15 protein-coding genes and 1 pseudogene are annotated in these 20,667 nt (G+C 46.6%); 11 read left to right on the top strand and 5 right to left on the bottom strand.

Annotated features, from left to right (window positions below):
* Positions 1-3,788: DUF4347 domain-containing protein (locus tag QUA47_RS25640; protein ID WP_333432840.1), on the bottom strand; the 3,788-nt coding region annotated here is incomplete at its 3' end.
* Between the two features lie 457 nt (positions 3,789-4,245).
* On the opposite strand from QUA47_RS25640, the gene QUA47_RS25635 reads away from it, so the two are divergent.
* From QUA47_RS25635 to QUA47_RS25625, 3 genes and pseudogenes are all read left to right on the top strand, one after another.
* On the top strand, positions 4,246-4,656 hold the full coding sequence (locus tag QUA47_RS25635) for a hypothetical protein (RefSeq protein WP_333432839.1): 411 nt from the start codon (positions 4,246-4,248) through the stop codon (positions 4,654-4,656).
* A 560-nt stretch (positions 4,657-5,216) separates the two neighbouring features.
* Complete coding sequence (locus QUA47_RS25630) at positions 5,217-5,411, top strand: helix-turn-helix domain-containing protein (RefSeq protein WP_333432838.1); 195 nt, start codon at positions 5,217-5,219, stop codon at positions 5,409-5,411.
* Positions 5,389-5,559: pseudogene (locus tag QUA47_RS25625) on the top strand (transposase); the annotation flags it as partial. The gene QUA47_RS25630 and the pseudogene QUA47_RS25625, both read left to right, overlap by 23 nt.
* A 134-nt stretch (positions 5,560-5,693) precedes the next feature.
* On the opposite strand, the gene QUA47_RS25620 reads toward QUA47_RS25625, so the two are convergent.
* Positions 5,694-6,704: a tyrosine-type recombinase/integrase gene (locus QUA47_RS25620; RefSeq protein WP_333432837.1), complete on the bottom strand. Its 1,011-nt coding sequence runs from the start codon at positions 6,702-6,704 to the stop codon at positions 5,694-5,696.
* A 161-nt stretch (positions 6,705-6,865) separates the two neighbouring features.
* The gene (locus QUA47_RS25615) at positions 6,866-7,192 is read right to left on the bottom strand and encodes a hypothetical protein (protein WP_333432836.1); all 327 of its coding nucleotides are present in this window, start codon (positions 7,190-7,192) and stop codon (positions 6,866-6,868) included.
* A gap of 884 nt (positions 7,193-8,076) precedes the next feature.
* On the opposite strand from QUA47_RS25615, the gene QUA47_RS25610 reads away from it, so the two are divergent.
* The 7 genes from QUA47_RS25610 (at position 8,077) to QUA47_RS25580 (ending at position 14,700) form a co-directional block, all read left to right on the top strand.
* Positions 8,077-8,499 carry a hypothetical protein gene (locus tag QUA47_RS25610; RefSeq protein ID WP_333432835.1) on the top strand — a complete coding sequence of 141 codons (423 nt, stop codon included), beginning with the start codon at positions 8,077-8,079 and terminating at the stop codon, positions 8,497-8,499.
* On the top strand, positions 8,496-9,032 hold the full coding sequence (locus QUA47_RS25605) for a hypothetical protein (protein WP_333432834.1): 537 nt from the start codon (positions 8,496-8,498) through the stop codon (positions 9,030-9,032). Before QUA47_RS25610 ends, QUA47_RS25605 begins: the two co-directional genes overlap by 4 nt.
* Positions 9,033-9,205: 173 nt before the next feature.
* Positions 9,206-9,400, top strand: a complete 195-nt coding sequence (locus QUA47_RS25600) for a hypothetical protein (RefSeq protein WP_333432833.1) — start codon at positions 9,206-9,208, stop codon at positions 9,398-9,400.
* Between the two features lie 188 nt (positions 9,401-9,588).
* Positions 9,589-9,933, top strand: a complete 345-nt coding sequence (locus QUA47_RS25595) for a hypothetical protein (protein ID WP_333432832.1) — start codon at positions 9,589-9,591, stop codon at positions 9,931-9,933.
* Positions 9,934-10,625: 692 nt separating this feature from the next.
* Positions 10,626-10,868, top strand: coding sequence for a hypothetical protein (locus tag QUA47_RS25590; RefSeq protein ID WP_333432831.1), 243 nt, complete (start codon positions 10,626-10,628; stop codon positions 10,866-10,868).
* Positions 10,868-13,807 (top strand): DUF3854 domain-containing protein, encoded by a 2,940-nt coding sequence (locus QUA47_RS25585; protein WP_333432830.1) that lies wholly within the window; start codon positions 10,868-10,870, stop codon positions 13,805-13,807. Before QUA47_RS25590 ends, QUA47_RS25585 begins: the two co-directional genes overlap by 1 nt.
* A 350-nt stretch (positions 13,808-14,157) precedes the next feature.
* On the top strand, positions 14,158-14,700 hold the full coding sequence (locus tag QUA47_RS25580; RefSeq protein ID WP_333432829.1) for a hypothetical protein: 543 nt from the start codon (positions 14,158-14,160) through the stop codon (positions 14,698-14,700).
* A gap of 188 nt (positions 14,701-14,888) precedes the next feature.
* Here the strand turns inward: QUA47_RS25580 and QUA47_RS25575 are convergent, their stop codons facing one another.
* On the bottom strand, positions 14,889-16,640 hold the full coding sequence (locus QUA47_RS25575; RefSeq protein ID WP_333432828.1) for a site-specific integrase: 1,752 nt from the start codon (positions 16,638-16,640) through the stop codon (positions 14,889-14,891).
* A 995-nt stretch (positions 16,641-17,635) separates the two neighbouring features.
* Here QUA47_RS25575 and QUA47_RS25570 point away from each other — a divergent pair.
* Positions 17,636-18,136, top strand: a complete 501-nt coding sequence (locus QUA47_RS25570; protein WP_333432827.1) for a hypothetical protein — start codon at positions 17,636-17,638, stop codon at positions 18,134-18,136.
* Positions 18,137-18,723: 587 nt separating this feature from the next.
* Here QUA47_RS25570 and QUA47_RS25565 read toward each other — a convergent pair.
* Positions 18,724-20,667: putative Ig domain-containing protein (locus tag QUA47_RS25565; RefSeq protein WP_333432826.1), on the bottom strand; the 1,944-nt coding region annotated here is incomplete at its 5' end.

Here is a 20,667-nt window from a genome sequence, read left to right as displayed (position 1 = left end):
ACTGGCGGCTCAACGACTACTGGCGGCTCAACGACTACTGGCGGCTCAACGACTACTGGCGGCTCAACGACTACTGGTGGCTCAACGACTACTGGTGGCTCAACGACTATTGGTGGCTCAACGACTACTGGTGGCTCAACGACTACTGGTGGCTCAACGACTACTGGTGGTGCAGTGTCGTTATCTACGATCGCCACTGTCACACCCGGAATCGAGATCGCACTATACTTACTATCAGCACTCTGGGCCGTATGAGAAATACTGCCTGTATGATTTCCTTCAACAACCGCATCGTCTGTAGCCGTTACAGTCACTGGTTTGGCGACATTCCAGTTAGTAGAGTCGAAGGTAACATCAGCGATCGCATTAATTTGACTGCCATTGGCGAAACTAACCGTCACAGGCGCCGTGGGCACCGAAGTTAGTTGAACGCTGTAACTGCCATTCGCACCACCTTCGGTAGCAGTTATGTTCGTAGGTGAAATACTCACGCCTGCGGTATCGTTGTCAGCAATCGTGGCAGTCACAGGAGAAATTGTCAGCCCATTATACTTGGTATCGGTGCTGGCAGAAGTGTGAGCGATCGTGCCGCCGTGGGTTCCTTCGGCTATGCTGTCATCGATGGCACTAACAGTGACAGTCTGATCCACATTCCAGTTAGTGCTGTTAAAAGTAATTGGGGCGATCGCATTTATTTGCTCCCCTGTAGCGAAACTAACCGTCACAGGCGCGAGCGGCTGGGATTTTAACTTAACGCTGTACGTGCCTGTTGCACCGCCTTCGGTAGCAGTTGTACTCGTTGGTGAAATACTCACGCCTGCGGTATCGTTGTCAGCAATCGTGGCAGTCACAGGAGAAATCGTCAGCCCATTATACAAAGTATCGGTACTGACAGAAGTGTGAGCGATCGTGCCGCTGCGGGTTCCTTGGGCGATGCTGTCTTCGATCGCACTAACAGTCACATTTTGAGCAACATTCCAATTATTTGGGGTGAAAGTCAGAGGTGCGATCGCACTAATTTGACTGCCCGCGTCAAAATTAATCGTAACGTTGGCAGCAGGTGCGGTAGTCAAAACCACTCCGTAGGTAGCCGTTGCACCGCCTTCAGCAATATTTGTACTGCCTGCCGATTGCACAATGGAAACGCCGGGACTATCGTTATCAGTAATCGAAGCCGTCACATCGGGTATCGCTTTGGCGTTATAACTGGCATCGGTACTGGTAACTGTGTGAGCGATCGTGCCGCTGTGGGTTCCTTGTGCTACAGTGTCGTCGATCGCACTAACAGTGACAGTTTGATCCACATTCCAGTTAGTGCTGTCAAAAGTAATCTGTGAGGCGATCGGGCTAATTGCATTGCCAGTATTAAAGCTAATATTAACGGGTGCCGTCGGTTGCGAAGTTAGCTTGACTTTGTAACTGCCACTTGCGCCGCCTTCTGTAGCAGTGATGTTCGTAGGTGCAATGCTGAAACCGGCAGTGTCATCATTGGTGATGGTAGTTGTAGCAGTTGCAGCAGTAAAGGTAGGTGTCGGCCCGGGTGCAACAGGATTCGACAGCGTAACCGCAACAGTTTCGTCAGGTTCTACTAATCCGTCGCCTACCACATTTAATGTAATAGTTTTAGATGTTTCACCCACAGCAAAATTGATTGTGCCGCTAATACCCGTTGCCCCAGAAGTGCCGCCGATGTTGTTGTAATCGCTGACGTTTGTAGCAGTTCCTCCTATTGCATAATTTACGCTACTCGCTGCACCAGTGCCACCGCTGCGAGTCACGGTAACAGTCAGAGGAGTTGTGCCGGTATTACCTTCAGGAATGCTGGCAATATCGGCGGCTACAGCGTAAGAAACACTACCGTTAGCTGCAATGTTTAATGTTGTTTGTTTGGTTGTACCTGCAACGCCTCCGGTGATTGTGCCCAAGTTGAGAATTGCGGTTTCGGCGTTTTCAGGGAGATTGTCGGGTTTGATAGTAACTGCAACATTTTGGGTGAGTGCGGCACCTGTTGCACCTGCGGGGAATGTAATGGATGTCGGCGAAAAGGTGTAGTCTGAATTTTCGGTGGCTGTGCTACTGGGCTCGATGACAATTGGTACTGTTACAGCAGCGTCAGGAGTGCCGCTGATAGTAACGGGAATATTGACTACTGTATCCGCAGTTCCTTCTGTTGCGCTGTAAGTTGCAGCCCCAAAATTTACCACCGGCGATGTATTCAGCAGAATCGAGGTGTTTTGAGAGCCAAAGTTCGCCGTAGCTAAATCAGATAAGCCATCTTTGTTAAAATCGCCTACAACAATACCTTGGGGCTCGGCTCCCACAATAAAATTAGTGGCAGTCCCAAAGCTGCCATTGCCACTTCCAAACAAGACGGAGACATCGCCCGATGAATTGTTGGCTGTGGCTAAATCGACTTTTCCATCTGCATTGAAGTCTCCACTAGCAATAGCAAGGGGTTGTGTTCTAACGCCCAAGTTGGTAGCTGCACTAAAGCTTCCCGTGCCAGTTCCTAACAGTATTGATACGTTGTTTGAGCTTTCATTGCTGGTTGCTAAGTCAGGATTGTTGTCCCCGTTAAAGTCTCCTAAAGCAATGTAATTAGGGCTATTTCCAACGGTAATGCTAGTGGCGAGGGCGAAAGTGCCATCAGCATTCTGCAACACGATGGATACGCTGGTAGAACCCGAGTTCGCTGTCGCAAAGTCAGACTTGCCATCCTTGTTAAAGTCGCCGACAAGCACAAAAGAAGGAGTTGACCCCACGCTCAAATTATTAGCTGCGCCAAAAGTACCATTACCATTACCGGACAAGATGGAGACGTTGTTAGAGGTTTGATTGGCTGTAGCTAAATCTGAATTGCCGTCCCCGTTGAAGTCTCCCACAGCGACGGTATAAGGACTTGACCCCACACCAAAGTAGGTGGCTGCACCAAAAGTGCCATCGCCATTTCCTAACAGGAGAGAAACGTCGCTAGTCAAATTATTAGCCGTAACCAGGTCAGAATTACCGTCTTTGTTAAAGTCGGCTACAGCGACAGACCACGTATAGAGATCGGTCGGCGGGCTGGTGTTAAGATTAGTGGCAGCGCCAAATAGCCCTGTGCCATCTCCCAGTGTGATCGAGACGTTGCGATTAACTCCAGTGCTGGCAAAGGCTAGGTCAAGGTTGCCGTCTTTGTTAAAATCGCCACTGGCAACTTTACGGAGACTGTATGTTATGGGAAAGTTAGTCGCAGCACCAAAAGTAGACAGAACATACTCGTAACCCGCTAGCACTTGGGGTTCAAATACTAACGGCGTTTCTATTTTCCCGGTTCTGACTTCCAGTTCCCAGTCGCCACCTTTGGCTACACTTCCGGTGAGGTTTTGGGAAGCTGCAACACTAGCGCCGGTTAACTCACTCAAGCGTTTGACAAATGCTTTACCTGTCTCGCCTGCTGCTACGGAGCACCCGTACAGGAGGATACTCGGTCGATTTTTGCCGAATGAGTCGGTTTGTGGCGAAAACCACTGCTGTAGAGAATCCCGATCGCACTCTATATCATCTAAACTAAAGCGAACGTCGCCGAGTTGCAAGCTGCCCGGAGCACCGTGAGAAACTATGTGAATGCTGTCAATATTTGTCCGAAGAGCTAAAATTTGAGTAATTTGGTCGATCGCATCCCGGTTCCCATCCAAAACGACTACTTCCGTACCCGGTTTTACTCCGACTACTAAACTTTGATAATTTTCTACTTGACGATCGATAAAGGCAATCGCACTTCCTGAAACTTTGTTTGAATTTCTCACAATACACCTACTGATAGCTAAAAAAAGATAATGATTTCCCTGTTTCGCGACTTGCACCCGAAACTATTTCTGAAGGTTTTAGCAAAGGATAACTGTTTTTTGAGAATATTTATATAAAGTTTTCTTTATAAATATCTGTTTAATTAAAGTTTTGATGAAGAGAGGGAAATTTATTAAGTAATATTACATAATAAGCAGCGCGAAGTGGATTACATACCACAAAAAGATTTCAATAGCAAGTTTGATTACAGCGTATCCCAGGTTTATTAACAGCAGTAGGAACACGGCAGTGCCTTGTCCCTACGAGGATTGAGCGATCGGCGGGTGTCATTCATCAACGTGAAATCTGCTGTAAGTGTAAAGTTTAGTAAAAAACTGCATAATTCTTGGCACTGGTATGAGTAACCTATAGATGCTGAGAATAAGCTAAACCAACCTTATTAATAGGGCAAAACAAATGGGTATTAATCGGAAAATCGGTGCAGCCATAACTGCAACTATGCTTTTAGCTTTTAATGTCAGCTCATCCCCTCCTGCAACGGCTATTTTTCGTGCTAATTGTACCGAAAGCGATAGAGGAATAGGATGGGTATCAGGAACTAGTACCCGTAATTCAGTTGCTTTGCAGTGGAGTACAGCACCTAACCATAGGTATCAAACGATCCATGTTTGCTATAAGAAGAATTGGTCTTTCCAAGGAAAGTGTGGCGACACTGATCGCCAACAGAATGAAACCTATGGCTCTCCTGTCTCATCCGGAACAATTATAATTCGAGGCTTAGATAAGAATACGTGTTACAAATTTGCTGTTTATGGCGGTGATGTTGATAAATTAATAGGCATGAAAAAAATCAAAACTAGCAGGTGATAAGAGCTACTTCCACAGACTCTTTTATAGGTTTCAGAGTTAGATTGCTTGAGGTAGATTGAAAGCATTAACTAAACACCTTCCTCATAGAGAAACCCCCAATGCTGCTGAGCATGGGGGGTTTGGCTTACGCAAACACAACTTTAACAAACTGACTCTAGTTCCTATATCTTGCTTCGCAAAACAAGCCCGTCGAGAGTGCGTTCAGCACGCGGTCAGTCCGGTACGGACGTGGACATGGCTTGCTCCTTAGAGGGAAAATTTTGATGACTGAGATTAGGTATGTGCTGTTGGCATTATTCATCTGCATTCTCATTCCGTCTCAATGCCTCCCGTAATGCTGCCAAATTCTGCACAGCTACATCAATGGAAGCGCTGGCAGCGTCTATCAATTTCTGTTCGGGTTCTTCTAGCCACGACGTATCTGTAAATGGGTTGCAGATACGTCGTGGCTCTGAGTTTTGCAGCTTGCAAGAAGGCAATGCAGGTAGCTATAGCAACCGCCTTGGCGGTTAAGACGTAGACTAGAAATAGTCCCGCTGAATGCGATCGCACGACTCATGCCCAAACCCTACAGCTACGACCTACGTCATGCCGCTCTTGACGCCATCAAGCTGGATGGCTTAAAAATTAGTGAAGTGAGCATCATATTCAACATCAGTCGTAGCACTATTAGCCTTTGGCTAAAGCGACAAAGCGAAACAGGTGATTTTCGAGCCTTACCCAACAAGCCGAGGAGAGTGGAAACAACGTAATATTACTCTTTTTGAGCTGCCTTCTTACTCTCCTGAATTAAATTTAATTGAAATTTTATGGCGGTTTATTAAGTATGAATGGATTGAGATATCTGCTTACAAGAGTTGTGGAACTTTTGTTACATCTGTGGAAAAAATCCTGAAATAATTTGGAGAAAACTATGTGATTAATTTTGTCTAGCTACTTATTCTGTTCGCTGTCGGCAAGTACGATCGCACTTGCCGACAATTGCCAAAACCAAAATCCCTCAATTACTCGAAAGTTGGGGGATTTTTCTTAGCTCAAAACATCCCATCCAGTAAGTCGGTAACGGCCCCTTGGTCGCGGCTGCGATTATCGTCGTAGACCATCAGCGTATTCAAATTCCTGTGCCTGCTGAGTTTCTGAACTTTCCGCACATCCCCATCTGTTGCGTCCAGCGCCGCCGTGATAGCGCTGTGCCTGATGCGATGAGGAGACATTTGTTTTTTGATACCAGCCTTTTCGCTATAACGGACAACCATCTTGCAGATACCGTCGCCGCTAAGTCTGTGTCCGCTGTGAGCGGAATCAAGTGCTATAAAAAGCGGGCTATCGTGCGAGCAACTTCCCCTTTCCTCCAACCAATCGGCGATAGCCTGCACTGTCGCAGAACCCAAATCGATCGTCTCAGCTTGCGTACCGCGTCCCTTGCCAAGAATCCGCAAACTCTTACCGGCAGGATCAAAGTCACAAACACTCAACTGACTGATCTCATTTCGTCTCAAAGCATTACCCCACAGCAAGCGCAACAAAGCATAATCACGCTTCCCGGCTAGTGTTGTCAGATCGCACTGCTGCAAAATTCGCTCAAAAGTTGGTCGGTCAACGCCAGTTGTATCTCGGTAGCCGACAATTTTCTCCCCTTTGATATCCTCCAAACTGTAATGGCACACACCGAGCTTACGGCCCATTTCCACTAGACTTTTAACAGCCGCCAGCCGCCGATTGACCGTCGCTTCCTTCAACCCCTTGTCGATCAGCTTAGCTTTGTACTTCAAAACCACCGAAACTGCTTGCCGTTCCTCAAGGTGTAAAAACTCCAAAACGTTATCAGGCAAGGCGGGCGTCCCTGTCATAGTTACCAAAAAGTCATTCACGTCCCTCTCGTAGGCGCGTCGTGTATTTTCGGAGCGCTTGTCGGCGAGTAATCGTTTGAGCACGTCAGGGTCAGTATCTAAAGTGTCAAAATATCTTTCAATTCTGGCATCAAGGGAAGCTTCAAGGCGGGCGATCCTCTTCGAGGGCAACGCTTCCGAAAATTCTGCTTTCATGATTTTTTGCTATTGATAAAGATAGTTTACGATGGCAGAGCGGGTAAAAATAGGTTCTGTCCACCCTGGGGGGGCTGTGGTGTCTAAGCGGCTAGGAGTATTGGACGATAGCTAGCGGGTAAAAATGAAGCCCCATCCAGAAACGGATGGGGCAACTGGGATTAGAGATTGCTAGGCACTCCCCGGACTAGATAGAATTCCACTGCTACCCCGGACTGGGCAACCGCCGCTAAACGGTAATAGCCATCAATAATCTTGTAGTCTTCAGAGAAAATCAGTATCGAGCCAGCTTTCCACTCCCCGTCCTGCATTGAAAGCGCGTAATCGTCAATCACAGATTGATCAATCTCCCGTTCCTGTTCCACTCCAAAACAGAGGTATCCTTTGGCCATTTCAGGGGTAATAGTGACAGGAATCAATTCGCTTCTGTGGCCATCCGGGCTATCCGATCGGATAAGGGCTTCGAGATCATCGTTGCTGTTGTTCATGGGTTTTTATTCCTCTATTATTGGTTGCCTCGCCCCTTTTAGAGATTGTGGCGGTACGCTCGCGTGGAATGTTTAGGCGACTTTTGGCGGGTTATGTCATATTCAAACATTCTAAAATGCCCCATCCTTTTAGAGAGGGAGCGGGTTACTGCGGCTCACTAACTGGCGGCCGGCTGATCGGACTCTGTGACCAGGGCTTTCAACCTCCGAGCGATATTGGCTTTAGTGCCGCGTGCATCCGTGCCTTTCAACTTGACGAGCGAGCGCAACGATGGCAACGGCATTTTGTTTAGGACTTGCTCAATATCCCCCTCCTGTAGCGCCTGCTCAATATTGTCTCCGTGTAAAGGTTCTGGCTCGGTCGGTGCAGTAGGTGTAACTTGAACCTCAACCACTGTATTGGTTTTATCCGAGCGGGGAGCATACGGTGTAGTTGGTGCGGGCGCGGGTGCTGTGGCTGTGGCGGTCGGCTATGTGTACTACTATAGGGTCCTATAAGTTACCAGTTACGGGGTTACATAAAAGTAGGATATATGGCAAAATGCAGACAGGGCAACGCTTGTGTCAAAGTTTGTCAAAAGTGGCATAAGAGGGACTTGCTTTTCCATAGGTTACATATATACACGGGCGTGCGGATGCGTATACACGGGCGAGTGCGTGGATGTGGGCAACCAAATACGGATGGCTTATGCAACCTTTTAAGTAGAATAAAATACGTAATCTACTACCGTTAGGACGCTTAAAGCGGCAGTCGAATAGGAGGGTTGTATAAACGAATTAGAAGATACCTAACGTAGAATAAGATATGTAATCTACTACCGTTAGGACGCTTGAAGCAGTAGTCTAATAAGAGGGTTGCATAAACGAATTAGGAGATACCCAACATGGCACAACAATCAATCCCAGCGGTATCACAAGGAGTAGTTAAGCTACCCGACGGAAGGGCGTTTAATCTTGAATCTACAGAAGGCGCTGAGTGGCTCGATTCTGCTACTTCTTTTAGGTTTGAGTCCTCTCGTGGCAGCAAACCTTTCACCGCCCGCAGGCAAGAAACGAGAGGTATAGGCTACTGGTACGGTAGTAGAAAAATAGAGGGGCGGGTACATAAAAAGTACATAGGCAAAGTTGAAGGGTTAACTATCGCTCGGTTGGAGAAAGTGGCAGAAGAGTTAACTAATGTGGAACCTAAAAAGGTAGAAGATGGGGAACCTAAAGCAGTAGCAGATAACGCGCCTAACGGTCGCCTAGATGCTCTTGAGGTACGGTTGCGGGCAATGGAGGAACTGCTGGGAAAAGTCTCGGCTTGAGTGTTTCTGAATCAGCAGCGCTCAAGCCTGACACGGTAGTAGAACCAGAGTTGTCTAACGAATTAGGCAGCCTAAGAGAAGAGAACAAAAAACTGAAGCAAGACTTAGCGACCGAGCACGAGAATTACTCTACGCTTCTCAGTGCTAATAAACGGGTAACGGATGACCTTGAACAAGAATTAGCAGAAGCCCGCGCGGACTACGCCCTGCTTCTAGAATCTAGTACCACAGTGGCGGATAATCTGCGAGAGGATATTCGGCAATTGCGATCGCAACTCGAAGCCGAACGAGCCGATCGCCAGCAAGTCCAAGCTGAACTCTCCGACCTGGAAAAACGACTGGATGCTGCCGAACGGAATCCAGCACCAGAAATTGAGTTATCAGACAAAGCCGGTAAAGTTGCAAGCTTCTTTAAAACTCTGCTAGCCAAAGATACCAAGCTGGTCAAAGATATAAAGCAAGATAAAGACGTAAAGCTACCCAAGGATACTATCTCGAAAATTGAGGAGATTTTAGGGGGTGGCGATGGATAAATTGGATGAGTATAAATGGTGGGGGAAACCCGGCGAACCTCCCCAAAATCTCAAAACCAAAAAGCAGCTCGCAGAACTGGGTTTAAGTACCTACACAAAATTAATTACACATCCGACTTTGTTACTCTTTAGACGTATCAAAGGTTTCAAGTCAACTCAGTCGGCAATTAATTTTGTTTACCTACTTATCGCCCCTAAAAGCAGTCGAAATTATCAGGGCGCAAAAGTACGAGGTTTTGCTCTATGACCCCGATAACCCAGAATCTTGCCACCCAAAAAGAAAACCGACAGAAAAGCAGCCAACGGAAGCAAAGCCAGCAACAGCAGCGAAAGCTAAGCGGGGTAAAGCAAGTAAAGGCGCTAGTTAATGTCTAGTAACCGTCTAGCATTAAATTTTCACAATTCAACCCAAACCATACCGACCGCCATTCCTTGACCTTTATTACAAAGAAGTAAATTAACAGGGACGATCGGCTAGACCGAATAGAAGCAATTCTTGCTGCCACCGCCATTCAGCAGCAGGCAAATACGGCTGCCATTGACCGACTGACCGATCGTGTTGACCGGATTGCGGTGCAGCAACAGGCAAACACGCTCGGCGATCGGGCGGCTGTCCGTTCAAACCAGCGCCAACACCGCAGCCATTGACCGACTGACAGAGCGCGTTGACAACATTGCGGTACAGCAGCAGGCAAGCACCGAACTACTCGATCATTTAGTCGATCGGGTAGATCGCATGGTTTCAGCAATTGGGAGCCATCAAGAAGCGCTGAGGCTGGTTTTCCAGCAGCACAACGAATGGCGGGAGCAAATGCGAATCATTCAGACAGAAATTCGCGACATCTGGCAGTACCTCAACAACCAGCTCCGAAACAGGGGCAACGGCGGCGGGCAAAACTGAAGCGACTGCTAATCGAGCGCGGGTGTGGGGAATTTAGGGGCGATCGGCTTCTTAACTTGTTTGTTATAAAAATTCACTAAACTTGAGAACTTACCGAAAGCAAACAATCCTTTAACTGCCTATATGTGTGCTTTCGAGCGAACTTTCTCACGGGCTAAAGTTACTTCATAGAAGATAGTGCGCTACTAGAAGTTTTTTTGAAAAAAGCTAAAAAAAACTTATAAAGTTAAAGGATTTCAATTGTCATTCGGGATTTTGAAAGAACCTACTCTATCAAAATATTTTTCTTTGGCTCTTACTACGCGATAATTACACCGATAATTTGAAGTAGTTGAAAAGTGGAAAAGCTGTTATGCTACCTTCGGTTCATAAATTAAGTTTTTATTTTGCTCTCTCGCCAGAGTTGATTCAAATGCTGAACGAATATTCTGCATTTCTTGAAGGATGTATTTCGATCTGTCTTTGTTAAGGAGGCTTTATGGATTTACCGGGCGTCATCTCGACCGACACCTGGAATCAGACGCCCAAAAGCAATTTCAACAAAAAGATGCGCTGGGAGCATAAAGCTCTCAGCGCATCTTTTTGTTATACAATCTATTTAACTTTTGTCGTGCATCCGTGGAAAGAACACGACAAGGTTCGTTGGAGCTACCACAACTAATCAGCCTCCTATGGAGAGGCCAACTACCCTTATGATGCCATACCTTGTAATAAAAATAAAGCGCAATTTTAGCGTTGCTTTGCCGATTAATGCTGTCGGCAGCGGTTCGATCGCACGTTCCCAGAATTCTGACACTACCCATAGCTTTCATAACTTCAAAAAGTCTTCAAACAAGGGCTGTAACTCAATTTCACCCTATTCCCCGCCAAATGCGACAACTAACCGGGAATTTTCTGCTGTTGGTTTTGAAGCTGTGACCGGGGGTGCGGTGTAATGGTTGCACAATTACCTCAAGTATCACTGAAGATTTGTCCCCTGCACCAGACAGAATGGGTTAAAGGCTCGGGCGTCAGTGAGGCGCTCACCGGATTAAACGTTCAATCCCTCCCGGAACGCACAATTATCGGCAGTCGGCTCGGATGGAAAAAGTATCTTGACAAGAATCCCCTCGGTTGGTGGGTGTCCGGGCTTGACTTAAGCACAATGAAGCTTCAAAGCTTCGGACAGTTCAAGCCTGATCAACCTGTTGTGTTGTCAGCAGAGGATGAGGACGGCGCAAAATATATCACTGCAAAAGGAGAATATGATGCGATCGTACTTCAGCACACAGAGAAAGATTTTTGGCAGCGGGTTTTAGATGACCCGTCTATTCCAGTCCCCACAACAGAAGGCACAAAAAAAGCAGGGGCGCTTATGACCTGCGGATATGCCTCCCTCGCAATTTGTGGCGTAGAAATGGGACTGAGAAAGGGTAAGCTCGTTCGCAACTTAGCAGCCGTAGCAGTGCAAGGGCGGCCGATACCGTTAGTCTTTGATATGGATATCCTGCAAAAAAAAGAAGTGCAGCTCGCTTTGAAAAAGTTGGCTACAGTTCTTGTACGGCGAGGCTGTATCGTAACGGTTGCAATGTGGAATCCTGAACTGGGTGTAAAAATAGACGACGTGAAGGTAAACCACGGCCCGGAGATGGTGAAAAAGATTATGGCTGATGCAATCCCTTACTCTCAATGGCTCAAAAATCTAGAAGCTCAAATGGGAGAGTCTCGCAAAAACAAGAGCAATAAGAAGGCTAGCTCCAAACCCCCTAGTGCGCGTAAAATCGCTGCTGAAATAGCCGAACAGTACGCCTCAAGGTGGAAATTTGATGACGAACAAAAAACGTGGCGAATTTGGACGGGCAAGCATTGGGAGAAAACAGGAATCGGAGCATTTACCAGCTTACTCAAAACTACGTTAGATGCGAGAAATATAAACTACACCGGAAGTGCGTACATTGAGGATGTTCGGAAATTGCTAGAGTACGATTTACGTCAAGTTCGTTGGCAAACGTGGGACGTGATTCGATACATCAGTTTCAAGAATTGCGTCTTAGATACTCACACTGGCTCGACCTTAAAACATTCACCCGGCATGGGATTTACGGCGTTTCTACCCTACGAATACAAGCCCCTAGAAGGCGATTTAAGCAATGCTCTAGAAGCCCTACGAGTAAATTGTCCTTCTATTAACGAGTTCTTCCGCACGGCGATGCAGGATGACGAGCGCAAGATTTTCAAGCTCTTAGCAATTACTAACGGGATAATAAAGCGGCGCTTTCATGATTTGCAGATGTTTGTACATTTTGCTGGCGCCCCTGGCGGTGGCAAGGGGACAACCGCCCGATTGATGCAGAAAGTAGTAGGTAGAGACAATTTTAAAGGCTGCCAATTGGAGCGGCTTAGTGACGGGAGTACAAGGGCCTCAGTAGTTGATAAGCAGCTAGTAGTTTTCCCAGACGAAAGGAAACCAGTAGGTATTGATTCAATACTTAGCTTTACAGGTGGCGATGTGATTAGTTACCGAGAATTGCACACGCCAGCCGCTGATGCTTTCTTTTATGGGTGCTTCCTCATCTGCTCGAATAAGCCGATTTTTGTAGGTGACACCACTGGGCTAGACCGTCGCTTGTGTTTAGTTCACTTTGACAACCCTATCCCTACCGAGAAACACAACCACGCCTTTGAGGATGAATTTGATGCTGAAATACCTGCCCTTATTGCTATTGCCCTCTCATTGCCTGATTTTGCCGTCACCCAAGCAATACGCGGTAAGGGGGCTAACCAGATTGTTGAATTCAAAGCTAAAGAATGGGAGATGAAAGTCGAAACAAGCTCAGTAGCAGCCTTTTTTGATGCAGAACTGGTACTCGACCCCGCTAGTAATGTTCCTGTTGGGAAGCTCTACGACGCTTATAAATCCTTCTGTGAAGATGGCGGATTGTCAAAATTTAGCATCGTAAAATTTCCCCGATTGCTCGCTGATCTCTTGGCAGATGAAAAGTTATTCCCCAAACGTCATCAGGGACGAGTTGCATATTTTGAGGGACTGAGGATAAGACGTGCAGAGGACTCTCACCCAACACACTCTCAAACCTTGGCTGATGCTGCGGGAGTTGATGCGGGAGTTAGCGGGAGTTTAGCGGGAGTTGGTGTGGGAGTTAAACCCTTACCAGATATACATCAGCGGGAGTTGCGGGAGTTAGACACTAAAGTTTTGGCGAAAAACGAAAATGATGATTGTTTGCTAGGTGCCGAGGAAAGCGAAAACGATGATTGCTCACAAAATGAGGGAAAAAGTAATTTAGAAATAGATTTACCCCTCGCAACTCCCGCAACTCCCGCTAACCCTTTACCAATGGGGAACATAACTCCCGCACCAACTCCCGCAGAAGTGGTGCAGAGTACCCTCCAAACTCCCGCACAAGTCAACGAAGATGAGCGTGACCTGGTGGAGATGATTCGGATAGCAACGGCAGAACCCGACCCCGAATCTGCACGACGGGCAGCGGCCGACATCTTGCCAATTCTTAAAGATGTCTGTGCCAACGGAGCTGCAAATCGTGAGAAAGTTTGGGCCGCGCTGACCGATTCGGAGCGAGCGAGATTCTCGGAACTGACGGCGAAGCCGATCAGCAACAACTCGCAGGAACCGGAACCCCCCCAACCAGTGCCAGAGCCAGAAATTATCGCCCCCGCCGATGCCGAAAAACTGCGAGAAATCGCAATTGTTTGGTGGCCGGAACTCTATCCCGCACAAATGCAAAGTTTGCTTGCCCAGATGTACGCATGGGGTGCACCGGGGGCTCTGTATGACGCGGCCACCATCACTGCCTGGCTAGCCGGGGAAGACGCTGTTACCCGCAAGCGGATATCCGAACTGATGCAGCGCCGTTAGACCTTATGACAGAGTAATAAAAACAGTGCAACCCGTTTGATAAGGGTTGCGCTGCTGCACCGATGGAGTGACAATTGTCGCAGGCGACGCATCCGGTTGCGTATGTTTTCTGCGACTAGAAGGAATTGCTGAGTAGGCGTTGCTGATTCACGGTAGAAATAAACTTTTCGTTTGATGTTACAAAACTCACTCTACTTGGCTTATAGCCATTCCGAAAACTTGAATTCATACCTGTATTCAGCAACGCCTAATAAAGGAGATCGCGCACGCAATACTTGCAGAGGTCAAGATTTAGCTGAATAACCTTTAACCCCTAAGATCGAAGGATGAACTTGGAGGCAAGCCTGCTTATGTCTTGGTGGAAAAAACCATTAATTGCTATGACGGTTTTACTGGCTACAGGATTCAGCTATCCAACAACCTGGGATTCAACCTCAGCACAAGGCGAGATATCGCACATCCAGACTATCGCATTCGCGGAATGGAAATTACTATCGCCAAAAGAAGAGCAATTTTCAATCCTAATGCCCATCGGAAACATCGAAAGAAACTTAATGGGGAATGGAACCAAAAAAGAGTATACAGTCCGCACAGAGCAAGAAGCTTTCAGCGTAGGCTTGTGGGATATGCCAGCAAAAGTGATGGGAAACGAGGCGAACCTACTAGCCGACATAGCGGCGAAACCACAATCGAATTATAGGCTTATTAGCCAACGAAAATTTGCGTTAAACGGCAATCCGGGAATTGAACTAAATTACACCAGCGAGAAATATCCAAATCGCAAGCTAATAAAGCGCTGTATCATTGCACAAGGAACCTTGTATCTAATCATGGTGGTGTCAGACTCGCCAACCCGAGCCAAAACTTTCCTGGATTCGTTTCGGTTAAAGTGAGTTTCGGCAGCAGCGAAAATACAACTCCCCAGAGCGAGCGGGATTTAGGTCACTGAATCAGTATCCGATGTCAGGATTTAACTGAATTTATGAAGTACAGCTAAACAACTCGGAATCGGGGCAGGCACGGGGGTTCTGCCCCTAAAACCGATTTGTTTGTACTTCACGAACCCGCAAAAGTGTAAAAGTCAAGTGTTAGCATCATTCTCAAATGAAACCACCACCAACGGTTCCACAATTGGTTCGGGCAGAATTCCAGCCGAGAGCGACTGCAACGCTTGCAAAGCCGGAGCCACCTTCTGAGAAGGAGTACGCCGATCGTAGATTTGACCCTGAGTCTTCTGAGAGTGAGCCATCAACTCTGCCAAAGCCGCCAGCACGGTATCCTGCGCTCCCGACAATTTAAGATGAGTAACAATCGAATCCCTCACCATATGCAGTGTAAACACTTGGCCTGTCAACCGATAGCTCCGGCTACGGAAGTAATTACTCAAAGCGCTAGTCGAGAGAGGATGGCCATTGGCTTTCGTAAAAAAATACCCATGCTTGGGATTGAAAATAGGCCGCCATTTTTCCAGCCATTCCGTAAAAAAGGAATATAAGCTCTCTGGCAGTTCTATTACCCGCTTTTGACCATTCTTGCAAAAACTATCACCCGTCTTGAAGTCCCCGGCATTATGCTCAACAAACCACTTGTCATCGCGCTTGAATAGAGTGCGGCCCAACTCTAGTTCCGTCAGCGTGCGACCGCGGTCTGGAAAAACACTGAGCAGCATAAAAATTACAGCCATTTGGTAACTTTGGGCGATCGCTTTCAGTGGCCGCTTCTTGCCACAAGCACTCCGTTCCCCACATTCCTCTACCAGCCGTCTGCCACAGGCCAAGAAGACTGGCCAATCGAGCCATTTCTTCGATTCATCGGAACAGCGCGGGCTTTGATGTACCCTGACCATAATCTCGCTTTCCAACAGCCTCAATTCCTCAATAATTGGAATATCTTTGTACCCGATCTGCTTGCCACCAACAAGGTGGCGACTGCGCTGTTTCGATGCTTTATGATAAAGAAATTTCGCCACAGCTACCAGACATTCTACAGCTTTAAGTTCAGTATTAGGAGACACTCCTCGGGCTTCCCTCAACCATTCTAAGTGAGAGTCAACTAACCCTACAACTGCCTTTATATCTGCTTCATCTGGCTTGCCTTCAGGAGTTAGTCCACTGTAAGCCACCAGTTTTTTGAGATTTAACTCGTCAAGCGGGATGCCCTGATAACGGTGGAGCCAACCTAACTGCCTCTTTGCGGCTGTAACGTGAGCCATTGCACTAACAGGGCGCAGAGCTCGATCTTGGCGATTGCGATTCCCAACCAGAGCAGTTTGGAATTTCAAGAACAGATCGAGTTCCTGCTGTAAATCAGGCGAAATCTCTTCAGGTTTCAAGGTGTATTGAAAATTAGGGCAACCCCGATTGATTAGGCGTTTGGTCACACGAGGTTTGTCCTTACTGAAACTTCTTGTATTCCGCATTTTCGGACAGCGTTTCTCTCTGTCTTTCTCGCTAACAATAACGGCCCAATTCCACCAAGATTGTTGCTGACTCCATAAGATAAGTTTTGTCAAATGCATTCGATAAGTTCTACCGATAGAGAGCGTACATTTCCGGGCACTAAAAACCTGATCTTGATAACTCAGAGCATTCTTTAATTCATGGGTAGGAATTTGTTTCATCAATTGCCAAGCGGCGTTCAACTCAACTAAGGTGAACTTTTTGCCCTTCGGGAAAGGCAAGCCATACTTAGGTAAAAGATACCGAAATAAAGCCGTTCGCAAAAGAGCTAATTGATGATTTTTTGCCTGAAGATTTTTTGCCTGCAAATCTTGCTCGTAGAGGCGGTAAACCTCAGCAAAACTTGGCGGTACGCTATTGATGAGTTTGTTCATTTTAAGTCCTTTGGGGGGGTATTTATCACACTTTAGCATTGATTGAATGGCACTCTTTTTGCTCTTTATCTATTAAGATGTAAGCAAATAAATGCGGTGAAACTCTTGCTGATAAGCCCTTACAGCCTCAAGCTGTAGCTCAAACGTGATAAATAACTGTCAGAATACTTATCACGCTATTTAGACTTGAGTTTCTGTTAGCAACCCCTCGAAAAAAAACAAAAAAGCCGGGACGGTAATCCGCCCCGGCCAAGGGTGTTTTATTCAATTATTGCTTTGACTCTTGTAACCTTTTTTGCCTATTTCAAAGTCTCCTTGTTGATTGGATTTTGCAACCAGCTCTCACTTCGCTCTGCTCTGGAAACGAGTCAAAAAAAAGGAGCTCCTAGTTAGGGCTCCTGTATAGGTCGTTTTATTATGATTAATCGGAAAGCCGATTCTTGGTTGTGAGGCGTTAAGAAAAAAAGCGCCTGCAAAACAAGATGACTACCAGAATTTTAGAGAGATGTATGAGTGCTGGTTTCAGATAGCAGTGCTTACTTTTTGGAAACCACTAAAGTGTTATATTCCTGAAAGTTGTGACTACTGTAAAAAATGATAGCACTAAAGAATTGGAATTGACAAGAGGTAGTGGTGATGACCGTCAGTTTGAGATTTGAGAGCGAGCGCTTGAAAGTCGTCAATAGGAATGCAAGCGGAACCAAACCCATACCCAACCTGTGCCAATTTTTTAGTCCCCAACGACTTATCTTCTGGTCAAAATTGCCCAAGTTTTGAGAAGTTTCTGGCTGTTATGGCTGAAAAACTAGAAAGCTTGCAAGGATTAAACGCTGAGCAATTACAGGCGTTACTCAGTTGGTAATCTATAAACGTCTCGCAAGGCGTTTCTACCCCCCATAAAAAAGGTTTTTTTTAGTCCAGTCACTTGTCCAGTGAGCGACTGGACTAAGCAGAGTTATAATTTGTCCAGTACCAAACTGGACAAGTGACTGGACATGGAAACTTACCCGATCGCCAGCCTGCAAGACCGCTACAACCTAAGCAGTAAGCAATCTGTGTACGATCGCATAAAAGCTTTATCGATCGAACCAGTAGCCCGAGGCAGAATTTCCAGTGACCAACTGGACAAACTGGACAAGTTAAATCAGCATCTAAAATCTGGCGGCACCCTATCTGATTTTGAGAGTAGCCACACTGAAATTTTCAAAATAGAAGCGATCCAACCTGCGACCACAACAGCTATAAATCAAGACAGAGAAAACTTTCTTGAACTCATCGAGGCGATCGCCCGACACTTTGGAGCAACTCGCGATCCTCTGCAACATTACGCAGCGTTGGAACAGGCGATCGCCTCGGGTTGGATTCTATCGACAGCCGAAGTTAGAGGGCTCATCGGAGTTAAGCCCAGTGGCGATCTATTCAAGCGGGGCGCTTTCGCATTTATCCGAGCCGGCAAAGTTGGAAGTCAGGCTGGATGGAAGGTTGAAAAAATATGAGATTTTAAGGTGATCGCTTTGAATAATGGTTGTTCAGCACCGACGAAGTTTGATCGCTCATCAGAGTCGAACCACACGACGTTCAAATCAATCGCGGAAGCTTTGCGTTTGTATAGAGAGTTGTCAATGTAAAGTAATTGCCCCTCTTCTGTCACTAAGCTGCCGAGTTAATAGAAAAACATTTCTCAGCTTTGACTTGAGTTTATGGTTAAGTCTCGCCAAGCTGATTCAACATTAAAATTGATTAATGAGTATTGTAGCTATTACAGAAATTTGTTTTCAGAGGTCAAAAGCTTTGAAGCTTATACGCACCTTCATGCTGGTATAATTTTTAATATAAAATGTAAGATACTAGCAACCATTGCAGAAATAATGGGGCTAAAAATGCTCAATGGTTACATTACTTTCTTAGTCTCATCCACCCGACACGGATTAAAGAGAAGAAGTATTTAACGGCGATTTAGTATCAGCCTGATGCAAAAATAATTTTGCTATGAGACAGGGGTTATTAATTAACCCCTGTCGTACTCTCGATCTCACGAGTTTCTTAGGATACGGAAATTTCGGGTGTCCTACCGAAATCGCTCTTAAATTAATCCGAAATTTACGGCACTAACACTGCTAGCAGCAACCCCGCTCAAAGAAGCTAAAATTTCCCCTGTTTGTGCAAACCGGATTAAAGTTGCACTGCTATCTTGAGCAATTGCCAATTGCGAGAAACTCAACCCGTTACCCAATACTAATAAGTCTTTACCGACTTCAAAATCAGTAATCGTATCAGTACCAGAATTGGTAGAGAGTAAGAACTTATCTACTCCCATTCCTCCTATCAAAGTATCAATTCCTAAACCGCCATTGAGTAAATCATCTCCCTTACCTCCGTAAAGAATATCATTACCATCATCGCCATTCAAAATGTCAGCACCACGGTTGCCAAATAAGACATCCTCACCGCTACTTCCCAGGATTGTATCGCTACCTTTGCCACCGAAAATAGTGTCATCCCCCAGAACTCCATCGAGGGAATCATTGCCCCTCATGCCCATCAACACATTATTCCCGCTGTCGCCACTCAGGATATCGTCGCCATTTGTACCGAGAATTGCCTGAGGGGAATTGCTGCCCAAATCAGCATCACCACTGACAACAGGAGTTGCAATCCCAACAGGCAATATTACAGCTTCTATTCTGCTATCTAAAGCAGTACCAGTATTGTCAGCAACTACCTGGGAAATAGGTTTATTTCCCGTACCAACTTCTTTGAAGTCTTGAGTAGTTGGGCCCAAGGCTACTTGTCGGAGGCGGGCAAGTGATTCAGGAATTGATGTTGCTGTTGGGTTAGAGATAGCCGTATCAATACGTTGATTGGCTGTTGCCATTACTGTCGCGGATTGCGATGTAATTTGGCTGAATTGTTGACTGTTGAAGCTGGGGTCTATTTGCTGGATTTTAGCGGCTGCTTGCTGAATGATGGGTTCTAAGGCTGTGGCATTACTGAGATTTAAAACGGTACCGGATTGAATTTGAGCCGTAATTGAACTGACAACAGCTTTGACAATATCGGTATTGACGGCACTGGAAGCACCGTCAATTAAACCGCTAGTTTGGGTGATGAAGTTTTGGACTTTCACCATTGCTGCTAAGACTTGGACGCCACCGGGTTCGTTGTTATTGGTGGCTTCTATTGGATCTAAGCTAGTTAGGTCAACTTCAGCGGGGAGAGAAAGGGCTGCTTTGACTAGAGATTGGGCTTCTTCTAGTGCAATTCCTTTGTCGATTAAGTCGGCAATTAAGCTGGTTAGGAATGTGACAACACTTGCATCTGGGGGTGCGGTGACTGGTATTTCTAGGGGTAATCCGGTGGCGGTGTCCGTACCTCCTATGGCTACTAAATTGCCTTCTGATGGGTCGATTTCTCCGTTTTTGTTGGTGTCGAAAGTCTCGAAGGGGATATTGAGATTAAACTCACCGTTGCTATCGGTGGTGGTGGATGGTTCGTTGGGGTCAAGGACGCCGTTTTTGTTGGCGTCTAGGAAAAGGGTTGCACCGGAGATATAACCGTCAATCAGTACGTCGGTGCTGCTAAATTGCAGCAACATTCCCTTACCCTCATATGGACCCGTCTCGTCGTCGCTGACAGTAGCACCAGCCCTGTCTGTTGCTGTTAACTTAATCCTGAACTCCTGCACTATAGGACTTGTGCCACTGAGTGTACGGGTAGTTTTATCGAAGTTGAGCCAACTTGGCAGGGGGCTGCCGTCCAGCATAGTTACTGTGTAGAGAAGCGTGTCACCTGGATCGGGGTCAGTGAACGTGTTCTCCGGAAATTGGTACTCGAATGTGAGGGGGTTATTGCTTACTATGGATTCGTGATGCCAAGGGGTTGTATCGGGACCGTAGTTGATAACAGGCGGACGGTTGGGGTCGTTGTCCGCGATCTCCGTATTGAGTATGACTGGCGGCTCAACGACTACTGGCGGCTCAACGACTACTGGCGGCTCAACGACTACTGGCGGCTCAACGACTACTGG

Origin of the sequence: Microcoleus sp. MON2_D5 (assembly GCF_036701905.1) — a bacterium.
Taxonomy (GTDB): domain Bacteria; phylum Cyanobacteriota; class Cyanobacteriia; order Cyanobacteriales; family Microcoleaceae; genus Microcoleus.
The sequence above is the reverse complement of the archived record's forward strand: the minus strand, read 5'-3'. Positions and strand labels throughout refer to the sequence as shown.